20 protein-coding genes are annotated in these 18,845 nt (G+C 63.2%); 14 read left to right on the forward strand and 6 right to left on the reverse strand.

Annotated features, from left to right (window positions below; genetic code table 11):
• Positions 1-8: 8 nt before the first annotated feature.
• Positions 9-599 (forward strand): LON peptidase substrate-binding domain-containing protein, encoded by a 591-nt coding sequence (locus tag ACTJJN_RS01970; RefSeq protein WP_003249708.1) that lies wholly within the window; start codon positions 9-11, stop codon positions 597-599.
• A gap of 111 nt (positions 600-710) precedes the next feature.
• On the opposite strand, the gene ACTJJN_RS01975 is transcribed toward ACTJJN_RS01970, so the two are convergent.
• Both ACTJJN_RS01975 and ACTJJN_RS01980 read right to left on the reverse strand, forming a co-directional pair.
• Positions 711-2,027, reverse strand: a complete 1,317-nt coding sequence (locus tag ACTJJN_RS01975) for a bifunctional DedA family/phosphatase PAP2 family protein (protein WP_440780847.1) — start codon at positions 2,025-2,027, stop codon at positions 711-713.
• Positions 2,028-2,029: 2 nt separating this feature from the next.
• Positions 2,030-2,698, reverse strand: coding sequence for a DNA-3-methyladenine glycosylase (locus ACTJJN_RS01980; RefSeq protein ID WP_010955424.1), 669 nt, complete (start codon positions 2,696-2,698; stop codon positions 2,030-2,032).
• Between the two features lie 254 nt (positions 2,699-2,952).
• Between ACTJJN_RS01980 and ACTJJN_RS01985 the strand changes: the two genes are divergently transcribed.
• The 13 genes from ACTJJN_RS01985 to ACTJJN_RS02045 all read left to right on the forward strand — a co-directional run bounded on the left by ACTJJN_RS01985 (position 2,953) and on the right by ACTJJN_RS02045 (position 15,336).
• Positions 2,953-4,224 carry a glutamate-5-semialdehyde dehydrogenase gene (locus ACTJJN_RS01985; protein WP_014754574.1) on the forward strand — a complete coding sequence of 424 codons (1,272 nt, stop codon included), beginning with the start codon at positions 2,953-2,955 and terminating at the stop codon, positions 4,222-4,224.
• Positions 4,193-4,885 carry a nicotinate-nucleotide adenylyltransferase gene (gene nadD / locus ACTJJN_RS01990; protein ID WP_010955423.1) on the forward strand — a complete coding sequence of 231 codons (693 nt, stop codon included), beginning with the start codon at positions 4,193-4,195 and terminating at the stop codon, positions 4,883-4,885. The genes ACTJJN_RS01985 and nadD overlap by 32 nt, the downstream gene beginning before the upstream one ends.
• Before the next feature lie 43 nt (positions 4,886-4,928).
• Positions 4,929-5,348 (forward strand): ribosome silencing factor, encoded by a 420-nt coding sequence (gene rsfS, locus ACTJJN_RS01995; RefSeq protein ID WP_009685825.1) that lies wholly within the window; start codon positions 4,929-4,931, stop codon positions 5,346-5,348.
• 10 nt (positions 5,349-5,358) lie between these two features.
• The gene (gene rlmH / locus ACTJJN_RS02000; protein WP_003249722.1) at positions 5,359-5,826 is read left to right on the forward strand and encodes a 23S rRNA (pseudouridine(1915)-N(3))-methyltransferase RlmH; all 468 of its coding nucleotides are present in this window, start codon (positions 5,359-5,361) and stop codon (positions 5,824-5,826) included.
• Between the two features lie 16 nt (positions 5,827-5,842).
• On the forward strand, positions 5,843-7,732 hold the full coding sequence (gene mrdA, locus ACTJJN_RS02005) for a penicillin-binding protein 2 (protein ID WP_003249725.1): 1,890 nt from the start codon (positions 5,843-5,845) through the stop codon (positions 7,730-7,732).
• Positions 7,733-7,770: 38 nt separating this feature from the next.
• Positions 7,771-8,874 carry a rod shape-determining protein RodA gene (gene rodA, locus ACTJJN_RS02010; protein ID WP_003249727.1) on the forward strand — a complete coding sequence of 368 codons (1,104 nt, stop codon included), beginning with the start codon at positions 7,771-7,773 and terminating at the stop codon, positions 8,872-8,874.
• Positions 8,875-8,891: 17 nt separating this feature from the next.
• Positions 8,892-9,902 carry a lytic murein transglycosylase B gene (gene mltB, locus ACTJJN_RS02015; protein ID WP_003249729.1) on the forward strand — a complete coding sequence of 337 codons (1,011 nt, stop codon included), beginning with the start codon at positions 8,892-8,894 and terminating at the stop codon, positions 9,900-9,902.
• Positions 9,902-10,903, forward strand: a complete 1,002-nt coding sequence (locus tag ACTJJN_RS02020) for a septal ring lytic transglycosylase RlpA family protein (RefSeq protein ID WP_003249731.1) — start codon at positions 9,902-9,904, stop codon at positions 10,901-10,903. Before mltB ends, ACTJJN_RS02020 begins: the two co-directional genes overlap by 1 nt.
• Before the next feature lie 220 nt (positions 10,904-11,123).
• A complete protein-coding gene (locus ACTJJN_RS02025; protein ID WP_003249733.1) occupies positions 11,124-12,284 on the forward strand; it encodes a D-alanyl-D-alanine carboxypeptidase family protein in 1,161 nt (386 codons plus the stop codon).
• Between the two features lie 73 nt (positions 12,285-12,357).
• Complete coding sequence (locus ACTJJN_RS02030) at positions 12,358-12,633, forward strand: DUF493 domain-containing protein (protein ID WP_003249736.1); 276 nt, start codon at positions 12,358-12,360, stop codon at positions 12,631-12,633.
• Positions 12,633-13,280, forward strand: a complete 648-nt coding sequence (gene lipB / locus ACTJJN_RS02035) for a lipoyl(octanoyl) transferase LipB (RefSeq protein ID WP_003249738.1) — start codon at positions 12,633-12,635, stop codon at positions 13,278-13,280. Before ACTJJN_RS02030 ends, lipB begins: the two co-directional genes overlap by 1 nt.
• A 2-nt stretch (positions 13,281-13,282) precedes the next feature.
• Positions 13,283-14,299, forward strand: coding sequence for a lipoyl synthase (gene lipA, locus ACTJJN_RS02040; RefSeq protein WP_003249742.1), 1,017 nt, complete (start codon positions 13,283-13,285; stop codon positions 14,297-14,299).
• 98 nt (positions 14,300-14,397) lie between these two features.
• Positions 14,398-15,336, forward strand: a complete 939-nt coding sequence (locus ACTJJN_RS02045) for a S66 peptidase family protein (protein ID WP_088513259.1) — start codon at positions 14,398-14,400, stop codon at positions 15,334-15,336.
• Positions 15,337-15,369: 33 nt separating this feature from the next.
• Here ACTJJN_RS02045 and ACTJJN_RS02050 read toward each other — a convergent pair whose 3' ends face one another.
• The 4 genes from ACTJJN_RS02050 to ACTJJN_RS02065 all read right to left on the reverse strand — a co-directional run bounded on the left by ACTJJN_RS02050 (position 15,370) and on the right by ACTJJN_RS02065 (position 18,811).
• Complete coding sequence (locus ACTJJN_RS02050) at positions 15,370-16,686, reverse strand: lytic murein transglycosylase (protein WP_221099792.1); 1,317 nt, start codon at positions 16,684-16,686, stop codon at positions 15,370-15,372.
• Positions 16,687-16,746: 60 nt separating this feature from the next.
• On the reverse strand, positions 16,747-16,911 hold the full coding sequence (gene arfA / locus ACTJJN_RS02055; protein ID WP_003249747.1) for an alternative ribosome rescue factor ArfA: 165 nt from the start codon (positions 16,909-16,911) through the stop codon (positions 16,747-16,749).
• A 217-nt stretch (positions 16,912-17,128) separates the two neighbouring features.
• On the reverse strand, positions 17,129-18,166 hold the full coding sequence (holA, locus tag ACTJJN_RS02060; RefSeq protein ID WP_003249749.1) for a DNA polymerase III subunit delta: 1,038 nt from the start codon (positions 18,164-18,166) through the stop codon (positions 17,129-17,131).
• 39 nt (positions 18,167-18,205) lie between these two features.
• The gene (locus ACTJJN_RS02065) at positions 18,206-18,811 is read right to left on the reverse strand and encodes an LPS-assembly lipoprotein LptE (protein ID WP_012053804.1); all 606 of its coding nucleotides are present in this window, start codon (positions 18,809-18,811) and stop codon (positions 18,206-18,208) included.
• Positions 18,812-18,845 lie beyond the last annotated feature (34 nt).

Here is an 18,845-nt window from a genome sequence, read left to right on the forward strand (position 1 = left end):
GAATTGTGATGACGCTACCGCTGTTTCCGCTCAATACCGTGCTGTTTCCTGGCTGCTTTCTCGATTTGCAGATTTTCGAGGCGCGCTACCTGGACATGATCGGGCGCTGCATGAAGCAGGGCGAAGGATTTGGGGTGGTGTGCATCCTTGAGGGCGAACAAGTCGGCAAGGCGCCGCCGGTGGTCGCCTCGATCGGCTGTGAAGCGGTGATCCGCGACTTCGTGCAGCAGGATAACGGCTTGCTGGGTATTCGCGTCGAGGGCGTGCGGCGCTTCAATCTGGAAAGCTCCGAGGTGCAGAAGGACCAGCTGCTGGTGGGCCAGGTGCAATGGCTGCCGGAGCAGGCAGACAGCCCGTTGCTGGAGGCCGATGACGATCTGCTGGCGCTGTTGGTGGCCCTGGGTGAGCACCCCATGGTCGAAGCGCTGGGCATGCCGCGCCCGGTGGACGGGCGTCAGGCGCTGGCCAATCAGCTGGCGTATCTGTTGCCGTTCATGGAAGAGGACAAGCTGGACCTGCTGACCCTCGATTCGCCGCAGCAGCGGCTGGGGGAAATCCAGAAGCTGCTGGAGCGGATTCAGGGTGAGTTGTTCGCCTGATGGTTCTGTATTGCCTGTTCCGGCCCCTTCGCGGGTAAACCCGCTCCTACGACAAGCGCGATACCCAATGTAGGAGCGGGCTCACCCGCGAATAGGCCGGCACAGGCAACATCAATACTGATACCTGACCAACGCCTGCGGCAACGCATGCATGGCGAAGAACGCCAGCAGCGCCACGCATGCCGGCAACACCAGCCACCACACCCGCAGCGGCAGGGCTGGCAGGGTCTGCTGGCGTTGCACCAGTGTAAGGCTGAGTGCGCACACACAACAGGCCAGCAGGGCCCCAGCCAGGATATCGGTTGGCCAGTGCGCCCCCAGGTACACCCGCGACAGGGCAATCGCCAGCGCTGGAATGCACCCCAGCATGACCCAGGTCAGGCGCATCCGTGGTGGCTGCCCACGCCCTGCCAGTACGGCCATGACCAGGAAGAACGCGAACGATGCCGAGCTGTGCCCGCTGGGCATGCTGTAGCTGGTCAGTGGGTCGGTCAGTACTTCCGGCCTGGCCCGGGCAAATAGCCATTTCAGTGTGCCGTTGGCGATCGCCGTGCCCATCAACGCGCCCGCCGCGAAAAATGCGTGTCGCCACTGACGGGCAAGCAGCAGCAGGCCGGTCAGCAGGCCGCCGAGGAACAACTGGGTGCGGAAATCGCCTAGCCGTGTCACCAGCACCACGGAGCTGTCTATGGCCTGGCTGCGATGCTCCTGGACCAGTGTCATCACGCCTTGGTCGAACTCATGGAGGTAGGGCCAGCCGAGGAATACACCGGCCAGGGTGATGAAACTGAGCGCGGCAACCAGCCGGGTGCCGTGGCGCTGGTCACGCAGGCTGGTATTCAGGCTCAGGCCGATCAGCACCGCGAGGGCGCCGGCGATGATCCCGGCGTCCAGCCAGAAGCCTTCCGGCAGGGGCAGGCGCATGGCGGCGCCGGTGGCCCAGCCGGGTAGCAGGTAGGCGACCGACCAGCCGGCGCCCGCCAACAGGCTGACGGCGATGAAGCGCGGCAGGGGCATGTCGAACATGCCGGCGACCATTGGCAGCATCGGCCGCAGCGGGCCGATGAAGCGGCCTACCAGCAGGCTGGCGATGCCATAACGCTGGAAGTAGCTTTCGGCGCTGCCGATCCATTCCGGATGGTGGCGTAGCAGCGGCAGCCGGCGAATGTTCTGGTGGAAGTACTTGCCCACTGTGTAAGACAAGGCGTCGCCCAGCAGGCCGCCGAGAAAGCCGAGGAGCAGCGTTTCGCCCAGGCTGAACGTGCCACTGCCGGCCAGTACCGCAACGGCGAACAGCAGTACGGTGCCCGGCACGATAATGCCGGCGATGGCCAGGCATTCGATGCAGGCCACCAGGAAAATCGCCAGGCCAAGCCACTGCGGGTTGGCGCTGAGCCAGCCGGTCAGGCTGTCGAGCCATTGGCCCATGTTCAGCTTCCTTGTTCGAGAATGAAGAAATCACGGCCTTCGACTTGGCCGCGGCGTAGCGGGTTCCGTGTGCAGAAACGGGCGTACTCGGCATCGACGAAGCGGTACGGCAGGTGCTCGTCGCGCCCGTGCGGAATGCCCAGGCGAGCGGCCTGGATCACCCGGGGCACGGCGTTGCCGCAGTCCTCGACGTACAGGCGTTCGGCGTCGAAACGCTGGGCGTCCCAATGCGGCACTTTCAGGCCCAGGGCCCGGCAAAGCAGGGTCTGGCCGGCGCACAGACGCTCTTGCGGGCGGATATTGCCGCTTGCATCGGGGTTGTTCAGTTGCATCTGCGCCAGGCTGTCGGGCCCCGAGAGGGTGTCCTGCCAAGGATAGGCAGACTTGATCAGCACCGCGTTGCCCGGCCCGTGGGCGCTGAAGTTCAGCGAGTCGCCGCCGCGGGCGTAGTACATGTAGATATGCCCCCCATCCAGGAATAGCGCCTTGCGTTTTTCGGTGTAGCCGAGCGAAGCGTGGCTACCTTTGTCGGAAAGGTAGTAGGCCTCGGTCTCGATGATCCGCGCGGCCAGCCACAGGTCGCCGTGGCGGTGACGGATGACCTTGCCCAGCAGGGCCTTGGCCAGGGTCTGGGCGTCGCGGTCGAAAAAGCTGTCGGGCAGGGCTGGCATGCGGGCAGTTCGTGGCTGGAGAGGCGGGGATGATAGCAATGAATGGCTTAATCGAGGCTGAATTGGAGGGTGATGTTGGCAATGCCGGCCCTTTNNAAAGGGCCGCAACAGGCGATGGAAATCTCGATAACCCCGGTTACATCTTTCCTACACATTGCCCCATCCATTTTCTACCATCCGCCACCCGCCGCTGGGCGTACACCTGCGCGGCAGTTATAATCAGCCGATTTCCCCTTCGCCAAGACACCGAACCCATGACTGAGTCCGTTCTTGACTATATGACCCGCCTGGGTCGCGCTGCCCGTGAGGCTTCCCGGGTGATCGGCCGTGCCAGCACCGCGCAGAAGAACCGCGCCCTGCAAGCCGCCGCCGACGCGCTGGACGCTGCCCGTGCCGAACTCGCCGCTGCCAACGAACTGGACCTGGCCGCCGGCCGCGCCAGTGGCCTGGAGCCCGCACTGCTCGACCGTCTGGCGCTGACCCCGGCGCGTATCGACGGCATGATCACCGGCTTGCGCCAGGTGGCCAGCCTGCCGGACCCGGTCGGTGCCATTCGCGACATGAGCTACCGTCCATCGGGCATTCAGGTAGGCAAGATGCGTACCCCGCTGGGGGTGATCGGGATCATCTATGAATCGCGTCCGAACGTGACCATTGATGCCGCCAGCCTGTGCCTCAAGTCGGGCAATGCAACCATCCTGCGGGGCGGTTCCGAAGCCATACACTCCAACCGCGCCATTGCCACCTGCATTCAGCGTGGCCTGGCCGAAGCCGGCCTGCCGGCGGCGGTGGTGCAGGTGGTCGAAACCACCGACCGCGAAGCCGTGGGCGCGCTGATCAGCATGCCGGAATTCGTCGATGTCATCGTACCGCGCGGAGGCCGTGGCCTGATCGAGCGCATCAGCCGCGATGCCCGCGTGCCGGTGATCAAGCACCTGGACGGCATCTGCCACATCTATGTCAGCCAGCATGCCGACCTGGACAAGGCCTGGAATGTGGCTTTCAACGCCAAGACCTACCGCTACGGCATCTGCGGTGCCATGGAAACGCTGCTGGTCGACCAGCAAGTGGCTGAGCGCTTCCTGCCAGAAATGGCCCGCCGCTTCGTGGAGAAGGGCGTGGAGCTGCGCGGTTGCGAGCGTACCCAGGCTATCATCAGCGCCAAACCGGCCACCGAAGCCGACTGGCACACGGAATACCTCGATGCGATCCTGTCGATTCGCGTGGTCGACGGCCTGAACCAGGCCATCGAGCACATCAACCACTATGGCTCGCACCACACCGACTCGATCATCAGCGAACACCAGGGTGAAGCCCGTCAGTTCATGGCTGAGGTCGATTCGGCGTCGGTCATGCTCAACACCCCGACCTGCTTTGCCGATGGCTTCGAGTACGGCCTGGGTGCGGAAATCGGTATTTCCACCGACAAGCTGCATGCCCGCGGCCCAGTCGGCTTGGAAGGCCTGACCTGCGAGAAGTATGTGGTGATCGGCGATGGCCAGTTGCGCGGCCAGGGGTCCTGCTGAGTTGAGCAAGGCCCAGGCAGTCCGGCGTATCGGCATTCTAGGTGGTACCTTCGACCCCGTGCATATCGGCCACTTGCGCAGCGCGCTGGAAGTGGCCGAGTTCATGGGGCTGGATGAGCTACGCCTGTTGCCCAATGCCCGGCCGCCGCACCGCGACACGCCACAGGTGGCCGCGCAGGATCGCCTGGCCATGGTCCGTGAAGCGGTGCAGGGCGTCGCTTGCCTGAGTGTCGATGCCCGCGAGCTGGAACGTGACAAGCCGTCGTACACCATCGATACGCTGGAATCGATCCGCGCCGAGCTGTCCGGCCACGACCAGCTGTTCCTGGTGCTGGGTTGGGATGCCTTCTGTGGCCTGCCCGCCTGGCATCGCTGGGAAGAATTGCTGCAACACTGTCACATCCTGGTACTGCAACGTCCGGATGCCGACGTAGAACCCCCTGACGAGTTGCGCAACCTGTTGGCTGCGCGCTCGGAGAGCGATCCCACCGCCATGTCCGGCCCGGCGGGAAATATTTCGTTCGTCTGGCAGACGCCGCTTGCGGTGTCGGCTACACAGATCCGACAGCTGCTGGCCAGCGGCAAATCGGTGAGGTTCCTGGTGCCGGACGCCGTACTGGCCTATATCGAGGCGCACGAACTGTATCGTGCGCCCAACTGACGGTGCCTCTGGCGCCTCATCCAACGAGTTGAACGAGTTTTATATGACCAAGCAGAAAATTTACGGCGAAGAACTGGTCGCAGTGACCAAGGCAGCGCTGGAAGACGTCAAGGCCCAGGACATCCAGGTCATCGACGTGCGCGAGAAGCACAGCCTGACCGACTACATGATCATTGCCACCGGTACCTCCAACCGCCAGATCAACGCGATGGCCGAAAAGGTCCGTGAAGCCGTCAAGGCCAAGGGCGCCCAGCCACTGGGTGAAGAAGGCAAGGGCGACAGCGACTGGGTGCTGCTGGACCTGAACGACGTCATCGTGCACATGATGACCGCCGCTGCCCGCCAGTTCTACGACCTTGAGCGCCTGTGGCAGGGTGCCGAGCAAAGCCGTGCCGCCGATGGCAAGCACCACAGCCCGGACCATGCCCACGAGTACTCCGACAAGCTCAAAGACCGCGAATAAGGAAAGCGCTGTGCGTCTGCGCCTGATTGCGGTCGGCTCGCGCATGCCGAAGTGGGTCGAGGAAGGCTGGCATGAATATGCCAAGCGCCTGCCCGCCGAGCTGTCGCTGGAGCTGGTGGAAATCCCGCTGAATACCCGTGGCAAGAATGCCGACGTCGCCCGCCTGATCCGTCAGGAGGGCGAAGCCATGCTGAGCAAGGTGCAGCCTGGGGAACGCATTGTCACCCTCGAGGTCCATGGCAAGCCCTGGAGTACCGAACAGCTGGCCACCGAGCTGGACCGCTGGCGCCTGGATGCGCGCACGGTGAATTTGATGGTGGGCGGCCCGGAGGGCCTGGCGCCTGAGGTTTGCGCGCGCGCCGAGCAACGTTGGTCGCTGTCGCCGCTGACTTTGCCGCACCCGTTGGTAAGGATACTCATCGGCGAGCAGATCTACCGCGCCTGGACCGTGTTGTCCGGGCACCCTTACCACAAATGAGCCTGTAAGCAGTCCGATGTCGCAGCCGATCCGTCTCAAGGACCACGAGAAAGACGCCCGCCTGGTGCGCAACCGCGTCGTGGTCGGCGCAGTGGCGATCATGCTGCTTGTGTGCGTGTTGATCGCACGGCTGTACTACCTGCAGATCATCCAGTACGACTACCACTCCACGCTGTCGGAGAACAACCGGGTGCATGTGCAGCCGATCCCGCCGACCCGCGGGTTGATCTTCGACCGCAACGGGGTGATCGTTGCCGACAACCGGCCCAGCTTCAGCCTGTCGATGACCCGCGAACGTGCGGGTAACTGGCAGGAAGTGCTGGATACCATCGTCGAAGTGCTTGAGCTCACCGCTGACGACCGTGCCCTGTTCGAGAAGCGCATGCGCCAAGGCCGCCGGCCATTCGAGCCGGTGCCGATTCTGTTCGAGCTCAACGAAGAGCAGATTGCCCGCGTGGCGGTAAACCAGTTCCGCCTGCCGGGTGTCGAGGTGGTGGCCCAGCTGGTGCGGCATTACCCGCAGGGTGCGCATTTTGCCCATTCGGTGGGTTATGTAGGGCGGATCAACGAGAAAGAGCTGAAAACGCTCGACCCGGTGAACTACAGCGGTACCCACCATATCGGCAAGACCGGCATCGAGCGCTTCTACGAGGCCGCCCTGCACGGTCAGGTGGGTTACGAGGAAGTCGAGACCAACGCCCGTGGCCGTGTGCTGCGGGTGCTCAAGCGCACCGACCCGAAGCCGGGCAAGGACATTGTGCTGAGCCTGGACATCAAGCTGCAGGAGGCCGCTGAAGCCGCCCTGGGAGGCCGGCGTGGTGCAGTGGTTGCGCTCGACCCGCGCACCGGCGAGGTACTGGCGATGGTGAGTCAGCCTAGCTTCGACCCCAACCTGTTCGTCACCGGCATCAGCTTCAAGGCCTATGCCGAATTGCGCGATTCGATCGATCGGCCGCTGTTCAACCGCGTGCTGCGTGGCCTGTACCCGCCGGGGTCGACCATCAAGCCGGCGGTGGCTATTGCCGGTCTGGACAGTGGCGTCGTGAATGCCAGCAGCAGGGTGTTCGACCCTGGCTACTACCAGTTGCCCAACTACGACCATAAATACCGTAACTGGAACCGTTCCGGTGATGGCTGGGTCGACCTGGACACCGCCATCATGCGCTCGAACGACACCTACTTCTATGACCTTGCGCACAAGATGGGCATCGATCGGTTGTCCAGCTACATGAACAAGTTCGGTATCGGCCAGCGGGTTTCCCTCGATATGTTCGAGGAATCTGCCGGGTTGATGCCGTCGCGCGAATGGAAGCGTGCCACCCGTCGCCAGGCCTGGTTCCCTGGCGAAACCCTGATTCTCGGCATCGGCCAGGGCTATATGCAGGCTACGCCGCTGCAACTGGCCCAGGCCACTGCACTGATCGCCAACAAAGGTGTGTGGAACCGCCCACACCTGGCCAAGACCATCGAAGGCCTGCCGCCGGTGGACGACAACCCCATGGAAGACATCGTGCTGCGTGACAAGTCCGACTGGGCCAAGGTCACCCATGGCATGGAACAGGTGATGCACAACGCCCGCGGTACCGCGCGCAAGGCAGCTGCCGGTGCCCAGTACCGCATTGCCGGCAAGAGCGGCACCGCCCAGGTGGTGGCGATCAAGCAGGGCGAGAAGTATGACCGCAACAAACTCCAGGAGCGCCACCGCGACCATGCCTTGTTCGTCGCGTTTGCCCCAGCCGAAGCCCCGAAAATCGTGGTTTCGGTGATGGTCGAGAACGGTGAGTCCGGCTCGGGTGTCGCCGCTCCGGTGGTTCGCCAGATCATGGACGCCTGGCTGCTCGACGAAAACGGCCGGCTCAAACCCGAGTTCGCGCCCGCCACCGTTACCCAGGAATCGGCCCTGTGATGAACAATTTCGATCGCATGCTCTCCAGCGAGGATGTGATGCGTCGGCGTGCGAGCTTTCTGCAACGCATTCATATCGACGGCCCCTTGCTGATCATTCTGCTGACCCTTGCGGCCGGCAGCCTGTTCGTACTGTATTCGGCCAGTGGCAAGAACTGGGACCTGCTGCTCAAGCAAGCCACCTCGTTTGGCATCGGTCTGGTGTCGATGTTCGTCATCGCCCAGCTGGAGCCGCGCTTCATGGCGCGTTGGGTGCCGCTGGCCTACCTGGCCGGGGTGCTGTTGCTGGTAGTGGTGGACGTGATGGGCCACAACGCCATGGGTGCCACGCGCTGGATCAACATTCCGGGGGTGATCCGCTTCCAGCCCTCGGAATTCATGAAGATCATCATGCCGGCGACAATCGCCTGGTACCTGTCCAAGCGCACCTTGCCGCCCCATTTGAAGCACGTGGCGATCAGCCTGGTGCTGATCGGCGTGCCGTTCATGCTGATCGTACGTCAGCCCGACCTGGGGACTGCGCTGCTGATCCTGGCCTCCGGTGCCTTCGTGCTGTTCATGGGCGGCTTGCGCTGGCGCTGGATCCTCAGCGTGCTGGCGGCAGCCGTGCCCGTCGCGGTGGCCATGTGGTTCTTCGTCATGCACGACTACCAGAAGCAGCGGGTATTGACCTTCCTCGACCCTGAAAGCGACCCGTTGGGCACCGGTTGGAACATCATCCAGTCCAAGGCGGCGATCGGCTCGGGCGGGGTGTTTGGCAAAGGCTGGCTGCTTGGCACGCAGTCGCACCTGGACTTTTTGCCGGAAAGCCACACCGACTTCATCATCGCCGTGCTCGGCGAGGAGTTCGGCCTGGTTGGCATCTGCCTGCTGCTGATTGTTTACCTGCTGCTGATCGGCCGTGGTCTGGTGATCACCGCCCAGGCGCAGACCCTGTTCGGCAAGCTGCTTGCGGGCAGCCTGACCATGACTTTTTTTGTATACGTGTTCGTCAATATCGGAATGGTAAGTGGCCTTCTGCCCGTGGTGGGCGTGCCGCTACCTTTCATCAGCTATGGCGGAACATCGTTGGTGACGCTGCTGTCAGCGTTTGGCGTTTTGATGTCGATCCATACGCACCGCAAATGGATCGCGCAGGTTTGAATAAGGTGAACAATTTCATGCAAGCAGTGCGTAACTGGGCTGCCCGTTGTGCGCCTTGGATCGGTGCGGTGGGCCTGTTCGGCGCTGTACAGCTGGCCCATGCCGGCGAATACGACGGCTCGCCCCAGGTAGCCGCGTTCGTTGGCGAAATGAGCCGCGACTATGGTTTTGCGCCTGAGCAACTGATGGGTGTGTTCCGTGAGGTACAGCGCAAGCAGTCGATCCTCGACGCCATATCGCGCCCGGCCGAGCGGGTCAAACCGTGGAAGGACTATCGGCCGATGTTCATCACCGATGCACGTATCGCTCGCGGTGTGGATTTCTGGCGTCAGCACGAGGCTGTATTGGCACGTGCCGAGCAGGAGTACGGCGTACCTGCGCAGTACATTGTCGCAATCATCGGCGTGGAAACCTTTTTTGGCCGCAATACCGGCAACTACCGGGTGATCGACGCCCTGTCGACGCTGGGCTTCGACTACCCGCCACGGGCCGAGTTCTTCCGCAAGGAGCTGCGTGAGTTCCTGCTGCTGGCCCGGGATGAGCAGCTCGACCCCTTGACGCTCAAGGGCTCGTACGCTGGCGCCATGGGGCTGCCGCAGTTCATGCCAAGCAGCTTCCGCAACTACGCGGTGGACTTCGACGGGGACGGCCACATCAATATCTGGAACAACCCTGACGATGCCATCGGCAGTGTGGCCAGCTACTTCAAGCGCCATGGCTGGGTGGCCGGCGAGGGTGTTGTCAGCCGCGCCTGGGTGGAAGGCATGCGTGCCGACGAAGGCCTGACCACCGGCATCGAGCCGGTGAAAACGGTAGGGGAGTTGCGTACGCTTGGCTGGTCGGTTCATGATTCGCTGCGCGATGATCTGCCGGTTACCGCCTTCCGTCTCGAGGGCGAGAGCGGCCCCGAGTACTGGATGGGCCTGAAGAACTTCTACGCGATCACTCGCTACAACCGCAGTGTGATGTATGCCATGGCGGTACATCAGCTTGCGGAACAGCTGGTTCAAGTACGGGGCGTCAAGTAATGCGCGCAATCATCTCTGGCAACGCTTTCAAGCTGCTCACCTGCCTCGCCGTCGGTGTGGCGCTGGCCAGCTGCTCTTCCAACCGCCCGGCCCCGAAAAGCAGTGGTAACGTCGTGCGCAGCCAGCCGGGCCTGGACATCAACCGGGCGCACAAGGACGGCGCACCGTGGTGGGACGTGGATGTGAACAAGATCCCCGATGCCACCCCGACCGTGCACACCGGTAACTACAAGGCCAACCCGTACACGGTGCTTGGCAAGACCTACTACCCGATGCAGGACTCGCGCAACTACCGCGCCGAGGGTACGGCGTCGTGGTACGGCACCAAGTTCCATGGGCAGAACACCGCCAATGGCGAACTGTACGACCTGTATGGCATGAGCGCGGCTCACAAGACCCTGCCTCTGCCGGCCTACGTCAAGGTGACCAACCTCGCCAATAACCGCAGCGTGATCCTGCGGGTCAACGACCGTGGCCCGTTCTATTCTGACCGCATCATCGATTTGTCCTACGCTGCGGCAAAAAAGCTCGGTTATGCCGAGATCGGTACCGCGCACGTGCGCGTCGAGGGCATCGACCCGCAGCAGTGGTGGGCCCAGCGTGGCCAGACCCCACCTATGGTGCTGAAAGAGCCGCAAGTGGCCCAGACCCAGGCAATACCGGCCAGTACCGGGCGTGTCGAGCAATGGACCCCGCCGCCACAGCAGCACGCCGCGCCCGTGGTACCCGTCCAGGTGGGTGGCAACAACGTGCCCGGCGGTAGCGGTGGCAGTTTCTTGCAGGTAGGCGCGTTCGCCAACCCGGACGCTGCCGAGTTGCTGCGCGCCAAGCTCAGCACCATGGTCAATGCACCCGTGTTCATCAGCTCGATCGTGCGTAACCAGCAGACCCTGCACCGCGTGCGCCTGGGGCCGATCGGCAGCCAGGGCGAGATCCAGCAAGCACAGGACAGCATTCGCCTGGCGAACTTGGGGCAGGCAAAGCTGGTCACAGCAGACTGACTGTGGGGGCGGGCGCGCCTGCGAAGACGGCAACACCAAACTATCGGTTTTGTCATGAATTGCCGGTCGCGGCCATGTACAATGACCGCTTTTGCCCGCAGCGACATAAAGCCGCACGTCCGCGGGCCAGGCCAACGGCCATAAAACTAGACTGACTGGCGCTGGGCACATGATCTTGCCCAGGGAACATCTCAGACCATTAGCGATTTTCGAGAGACGGATGAACATCACCAACCTTGCCAAACGACTTTGCCTGCCTGTACTGCTGCTGATCACGCCTGCCGCCTTCGCGGCGGAGCAGATGACGCCTGCGCCACCCCAACTGGCAGCCAAGTCCTACGTACTCATGGACGCGTCCAGCGGCAACGTGCTGGTCGAGAACAACGGTGACGAGCGCCTGCCGCCAGCCAGCCTGACCAAGCTGATGACCGCCTACATCGCCACCCTGGACATCCGCCGCGGCCAGATCGGTGAAAGCGACCCGGTTACTGTCAGCGAAAACGCATGGCGTACCGGCGGTTCGCGCATGTTCATCAAGGTTGGCAGCCAGGTCACGGTCAGCGACCTGCTGCACGGCATCATCATCCAGTCCGGTAACGACGCCTCGGTCGCCTTGGCCGAGCACATCGCCGGCAGCGAAGACGCCTTTGCCGACATGATGAACAAGACGGCTGCCGACCTGGGCATGACCAACAGCCACTTCATGAACCCGACCGGCCTGCCGAACCCCGAGCACTACTCGTCGGCGCACGACATGGCAACCCTGGCCCGTGCGATCATCAATGTCGACCCGGCCCACTACGCCATCTACTCGCAGAAAGAGTTTTTCTGGAACAACATCAAGCAGCCTAACCGCAACCTGCTGCTGTGGCGCGACAAGACCGTCGATGGCCTGAAAACCGGTCACACCGACGAAGCCGGCTACTGCATGGTGGCTTCGGCCGTTCGTGACGGCCAGCGCCTGATCGCCGTGGTGTTCGGTACCAACAGCGAACAATCGCGTGCTGCCGAAACCCAGAAGCTGCTGACCTACGGTTTCCGCTTCTTCGAAACCCAGACCTTCTACCAGAAGGGCACCGAGCTGACCCAGGCCCCGGTCTGGAAGGGCGCTACCAGCCAGATCAAGGCTGGCCTGGCTGACGACCTGACCATGACTATGCCTAAAGGCCAATTGAAGCGCCTGCAGGCTTCGATGACCATGAACCCGCAGCTCACCGCACCGATCGCCAAAGGTGACGTGATCGGCAAAGTGGAAGTCAAACTGGACGAGAAAGTGGTTCACAGCGCCGACCTGATTGCCCTTGATGGCGTCGAGGAAGGTGGTTTCTTCCGCCGTATGTGGGATAGCATCCGTCTATTCTTCTACGGGTTGTTCAACTGATACGTGACCTGCATGCCCCCGCGCCTACCGCGGGGGTGTTGTTGTTGCCACGGCTTACGAGGCCGTTTCCGCCATGAGCGAACCAGACGTCAAGTCGCACAAGATCGAATTCCCTTGCGACGATTACCCGATCAAGGTCATCGGTGACACCGTTGTCGGTTTCAAGGACACGGTCATCGAGATTCTCAGCAAGCACGCCAAAGTCGACCTTTCCACCCTGGCCGAACGCCAAAGCAAGGAAGGCAAGTACACCACCGTGCAATTGCACATCGTTGCCGAAAGCGAGAACCAGTTGCACGATATCAACAGCGCCCTGCGCGCTACCGGCATCGTGAAAATGGTGCTTTGATGTCCGCCTGCCTCGGTTTTCGCGAGCTTGGCCTGCAGCCCTATGAACCGGTGCTGGAGGCCATGCGTCGTTTTACCGAGCAGCGCAGCCCGGACAGCCAGGATGAAATCTGGCTGGTCGAGCACCCTGCGGTCTTCACCCAGGGGCAGGCCGGCAAGGCCGAGCACCTGCTGGTGCCGGGCGACATCCCGGTGGTGCAGACCGACCGCGGCGGCCAGGTCACCTACCATGGCCCCGGGCAGCTGGTGGCCTACCTGCTGCTGGATGTGCGCCGGCTGGGCTTTGGCGTGCGTGAGCTGGTCAGCCGTATCGAGCTGGCCCTCATCGACCTGCTCGCCAGCTATGCTGTTCAGGCGTCTGCCAAGCCCGATGCCCCGGGTGTCTATGTCGACGGAGCGAAAATCGCCTCCCTCGGCCTGCGAATTCGCAACGGCCGTTCGTTTCACGGCCTTGCCCTGAACGTGGACATGGACCTTGCGCCATTCCGCCGAATCAACCCCTGCGGCTATGCGGGGCTGGCGATGACCCAGCTGCGCGATCTGGCAGGTCCGATCGAACTCGACGAGGTCAGGACAAGGCTGCGCGGACAGCTGGTCAAGCACCTCGACTACGCTGAGCAGACGACCCTCACGGGCGGAATCGACTGAATATGACAACTGTGCAAGAAGCCGTGCCGAACCTGATACCTACCCAGGATGCCACCCCGCGCCCAGCGCCGAAGAAGGTGGAAGCTGGGGTCAAGCTGCGTGGTGCCGACAAAGTCGCGCGCATCCCGGTGAAGATCATCCCTACCGATGAGCTGCCAAAGAAGCCCGACTGGATTCGCGTGCGTATCCCGGTGTCGCCCGAGGTAGACCGCATCAAACAACTGCTGCGCAAGCACAAACTGCACAGCGTATGCGAAGAGGCCTCCTGCCCGAACCTGGGCGAGTGCTTCTCGGGTGGTACCGCCACCTTCATGATCATGGGTGACATCTGCACCCGTCGTTGCCCGTTCTGCGACGTTGGCCATGGCCGACCGAAGCCGCTGGATCTGGACGAGCCGAAAAACCTGGCGGTTGCCATTGCCGACCTGCGCCTGAAGTATGTGGTGATCACCTCGGTGGACCGCGACGACCTGCGTGACGGCGGTGCCCAGCACTTTGCTGACTGCATCCGGGAAATCCGCGCGCTGTCGCCGGGCGTGCAGTTGGAGACCTTGGTGCCGGACTACCGTGGCCGTATGGACGTTGCCCTGGAAATCACCGCGCAAGAGCCACCAGATGTGTTCAACCACAACCTCGAGACCGTACCGCGCCTGTACAAGGCCGCGCGCCCGGGCTCGGACTATGACTGGTCGCTGGACTTGCTGCAGAAATTCAAGCAGCTGGTGCCACACGTACCGACCAAGTCCGGCCTGATGCTCGGCCTGGGCGAAACCGACGAGGAAGTGATCGAAGTGATGCATCGCATGCGCGAGCATGACATCGACATGCTCACCCTTGGCCAGTACCTGCAGCCGTCGCGTAGCCACTTGCCGGTGCAGCGTTTCGTTCACCCGGACACCTTTGCCTGGTTCGCCGAGGAAGGTTACAAGATGGGCTTCAAGAACGTTGCCTCTGGCCCGCTGGTGCGTTCTTCGTACCACGCCGACCAGCAGGCCCACGAAGCCAAGATCAAGCTCTGAGCTATGCGCTAGCCTAGAGCAGAGCCACAGATGCCGATGCGCGCCCAAGGGCGGCATCGGCATTTTTGTTTGTGTCCCATGCGCTGCAAGGAGTCGCGATGTATTGCGCCAAAACCTTCCAACCCACCCTGCCAGCCGCGCTGCCGGCCAACGCATGTTTTGCCATTGTCGCCCCGGCGGGCGCGGCGCGGCTTGATGCGCAGAAGGTTAGCCAGTGGTTCGTTGACCGCGGCTACCGGTGCCGTATCTACCCGGGTGCCCTGCAGGCGCAGGGCTACCTGGCGGGGCCGGACCAGCAGCGCCTGCAGGACTTGCATGCAGCGTTTGCCGATCCGGCCATGGACGCCATTCTGTGCATGCGTGGGGGCTACGGCAGCATGCGCCTGCTTGACCAGCTCGACTTTGAACTGATCCGGCGCAACCCCAAGCCGCTGATCGGCTACAGCGACATCACCGCGCTGCATACGGCGATCTACCGGCATGCCGGGCTGCTGACCTTCCATGGGGGGATGCTCAATGCCGACCTGTTGGGGGCCAAGTTGCCACCGACCGAGTCGTCGTTGCTGGCGCAACTGGGTGGGCATGTGAGGGCAGGCGAGCAGGTCGCGCACCCGGCGGGCTTCGCATTGGACTGTGTGCTGCCGGGGGTGGCCAGCGGACCGCTGCTGGGTGGCAACCTGTCGATGCTGGGGGCGACCATGGGGACCCTTGCCGAGCTGGATACCCAGGGCTGCATCCTGTTCATCGAGGACGTCAACGAGCCGTTGTACAGGGTGGATCGGCTGCTGACCCAGTTACGCCTGGCAGGCAAGCTGGAGGGGATCAAAGGCGTGTTGGTGGGCGACTTTGCCGGGATTACCACAGCGGCGCTGACGCCGTTGCTGGAGGATACGTTTGCACCGTTGGGTGTGCCGGTGCTGGCGGGTTGGCGCAGCGGGCACTGCGACCCGAATGTCTGCTTGCCCCTGGGGGCTCGGGTGAGGCTGGACAGTGTTCAGCAAACACTGGTGCTGGAGCAGGATCTGTTCAGGGTGTGAGATTACCGGGGCCGCGCAGCGGCCCCGAAATGCTTACTGCTGCCGCAGGCTCTCAAGCAGCTTATGGGTCGGGTAGCCATCCGCCGGCCAGCCCAGCCCTTGCTGGGCATTGCGGATCGCCTTGCGGGTATTGGCCCCGATAATGCCATCGGCATTACCCGCATCATGCCCGCGGCTGTTCAACAGGTTCTGCAACTCCATGCGCTCGCTGCGGCTGAGCGGCAGGTCCTCTTTCGGCCAGCTGCCGGCAATGAAGCCCCAGCCGCTGAAGCGATCCCCGAGCAGGCTCACCGCCAGGGCATAGGACGACGAGTTGTTGTACTTGAGGATGGCGCGGAAGTTGTCCAGCACCAGGAACGCCGGGCCGCGTGCACCGGCCGGCAGCAGCAGGGCGGCAGACAGCTGGTTGCTACCTGGCGGCAGCTGGGTACCCGCTGGCAGTTTCACGCCCATCGCCAGCCATTCACTCACCGGTTTGCGCAGTGCACCATCGGCCTGCCAGAAGTCGAAGCCGGACGGCACCTGTACCTCGAAGCCCCACGGTTGGCCGCGTTTCCAGCCCGAACTCTGCAGGTAGTGCGCTGTTGAGGCCAGGGCGTCTGGTGTGCTGTTCCAGATGTCGCGGCGGCCATCGCCGTCGAAGTCCACGGCATGGGTGTTGTAGGTGGTCGGGATGAACTGGGTCTGGCCCATGGCGCCGGCCCACGAGCCACGCATGGCTTCAGGCTGGATGTCACCGTGCTGGATGATCTGCAGCGCGGCAATCAGTTGATCCTGGGCGAACTGGGGGCGGCGGCCCTCATAGGCCAAAGTGGCCAGCGAGCGGATCACCGACTTGCTGCCCTGGAACTGGCCGAAGTTGCTTTCCATGCCCCACACCGCGACCAGCACCTGGCGGTCCACGCCATAGCGTTGCTCAAGGCGAGTCAGCAGCTCGGCGTTCTGCTCCAGCAGCTTCTTGCCGTTGCGCACACGCAGGGGCGACAGGGCGCCTTCGAGGTATTCCCACACCGGGCGGGTGAACTCTGGCTGGCTGCGGTCTGCCTTGATCACGTCCAGGTCGGGGGTGACACCGAGGAAGGCACGGTCGAAGGTGCTCGGCGAAATACCGGCTTGCAGTGCCTGCTCGCGGAAGCCTGCTTGCCATTGGGCGAAGGTTTGCAGGGGCTGGATGTCAGTGCTGACGTCGGGCGTTGCGCCGGGCACGGTCACCACGGGATTGGGTTGGGCAGGGGCCAGCGGCAGCGCGTCGGCGGCGGTGGGCTTTTCCGCACAGGCCACGAGCAGAATGAAGCTGGAGGCCGCGATCAGCTGGCGGGTTTCCCAGCGGGGGATAAGACGGAAGAGCATGCACAGATCCAGAGTTGCAGGTCAGGTGACGACCATATCATGCCTGCGCTTGCGATGCTTTCATGCAGCCAAAAAGTAGGAAGCCTCCCAATCTCTCGATTGGAAGGCTTCGCGGCGGTAGCTGCCTTTGCCCTTGTTCGGTTGTTCCTGGCGGCAGCGGAACAGTGGCTGGGCAACGATGGACTTGGCCTTGTTGGGGCCGTGCTTTTTCGGCTTTTTGCTCATGGTGGGCTTCCCGGGTTGGGTGAGTTTCGGGCGCACTGTAGGCTCCCCGAAGGGTGGGGGCCAATTGATTGTGTATATGGTCGAGGCACTGGTGCCTATGTGTAGGAGCGGGTTTGCCCGCGAATACGGTGGCGGCGGCAACGGTGAACGGCGGGTGGAGATTGGTTAGCAGGTCCGGCCCTTTCGCGGGTAAACCCGCTCCTACCAGTGGCCGCAGTTACTCGGGAGGGAGGGCCAGGCGCTGGCCAGCCATCAACAGCGACAGCCGCGCCAGGCCAATCCACGGCGAACCTTCAGCCTGCCCTTTGATCTGCGCATCGATTCGCTGGGCATCCTGCAGCAATTGCGCCCAGCGTTGCGCCGAGAGGCGCTGCAGGGCTTTGCTGACCAGCGGTCGGCGTTTGTCCCAGATGGGCGGGCGGGCCTGGCTGAACGCCTTGTCCAATGGCACGCCTTGGCTGAACTGCTGGGCTAGCCCCGCCAGTTGGCGCAGCTCACGGGCCAAGGCCCAGAGGATGACTGGCGGCTCCACACCTTCACCGCGCAAGCCTTCGAGCATGCGCAGGGCATGCGCAGCCTCGCCGTTGAGGATAGCATCGACCAGGCCGAAGACATCGAAGCGGGCGCTGTCGGCGACGGCAGCCTGCACGGTTTCCACGGTGATCTGGCTGCCTTCGGCCAGTAGCTTGAGTTTTTCGATTTCCTGCGCGGCTGCCAGCAGGTTGCCTTCCACGCGCGCGGCAATCAGGTCGACGGCGTCACGCTGGGCTGACAGGCCGGCCTGTTGCAGGCGCTGGTTGATCCACTGCGGGAGCTGGTGCACATCCACCGGCCAGATCTGGATGAACTGGCAATGGGCGCCTTCGATCAATGCCTTGCCCCACTTGGTCTTCTGCGCACTGCTGTCGAGCTTGGGTAGGCTGATCAGCAGCAGCGTGTCTTCGGCGGGGTTGGCGCAGTATTCCATCAGCGCGGCGGCACCCTTGTCACCGGGCTTGCCCGAGGGCAGGCGCAGTTCCAGTAGGCGACGCTGGGCGAACAGTGACAGGCTTGCACCGGCCTGGAGCAGGGTGCCCCAGTCGAAGTTGGCGTCGGCACTGAATACCTGGCGTTCATCGAAACCTTGCTGACGCGCGGCATTGCGGATGGCGTCGGCGGCTTCCTGGCACAGCAGCGGGTCGTCGCCGCTGACCACGTAGACCGGTGCCAAGGCGCCTTGCAGGTGCTTGTTGAGTTGGGCGGGGGCAAGTTTCATGGGGAACAGGTGGGGCGCCCGAGGGCGCCCCTCGCGGGCTTAGTTGCCCGGTACTTCCAGTGGCGATTGCTGAGGCGTCTCGGCTTGCTGGCGGCGGGCAGCCTCCAGCGCGGCAGCTTCGGCTTTGGCGCGCTCGTCGGCTTTACGCTGCAACTCATCCAGCTGGGATGGGGACAGCATTTGCAAACGTACGACCATGGCGTTGACCAGGTCGCGGCGCATTTCTTCGCGGGCGCGTTTGGCTTCCTGCTCGGAGCCGGTGATGTTCGAGCCGTCACGCACGTAGACCTTGCGCACCTCCAGCTTGTCGCTCATCAGCTCCAGGTTGTTCAGGCCCAGGATGCTGTAATCCAGCTTGGTGGTCAGCTCGTACTCGGCGGTACGGTTGCCGCTGTTGTAGGTAGCCGAGCGCTCGCGCTCCTGTTCGTTGGTCAGCACCAGGCGATACGGTGCGCCGGTGTGCACGTTGACGCCGCTACGTTCCAGCACTTCACGCAGCTGGACCACGGTCGGGCCATAGGCATTGCGCGCGCTGACGTCCATTTCCTTTACGCTCAGCTCGGTGGAGCCGGTGCCGCGCAGCTGGAAACCGCAGGCGCTGAGCATGACCGCCAGGCCGATTACCAGCAAATTGCGTTTGATCATGTTGTTGCTCCCTTTTGGGCCTGTTCCGCCCACC

Origin of the sequence: Pseudomonas sp. 22515, assembly GCF_052044625.1 — a bacterium.
GTDB lineage: Bacteria > Pseudomonadota > Gammaproteobacteria > Pseudomonadales > Pseudomonadaceae > Aquipseudomonas > Aquipseudomonas alloputida.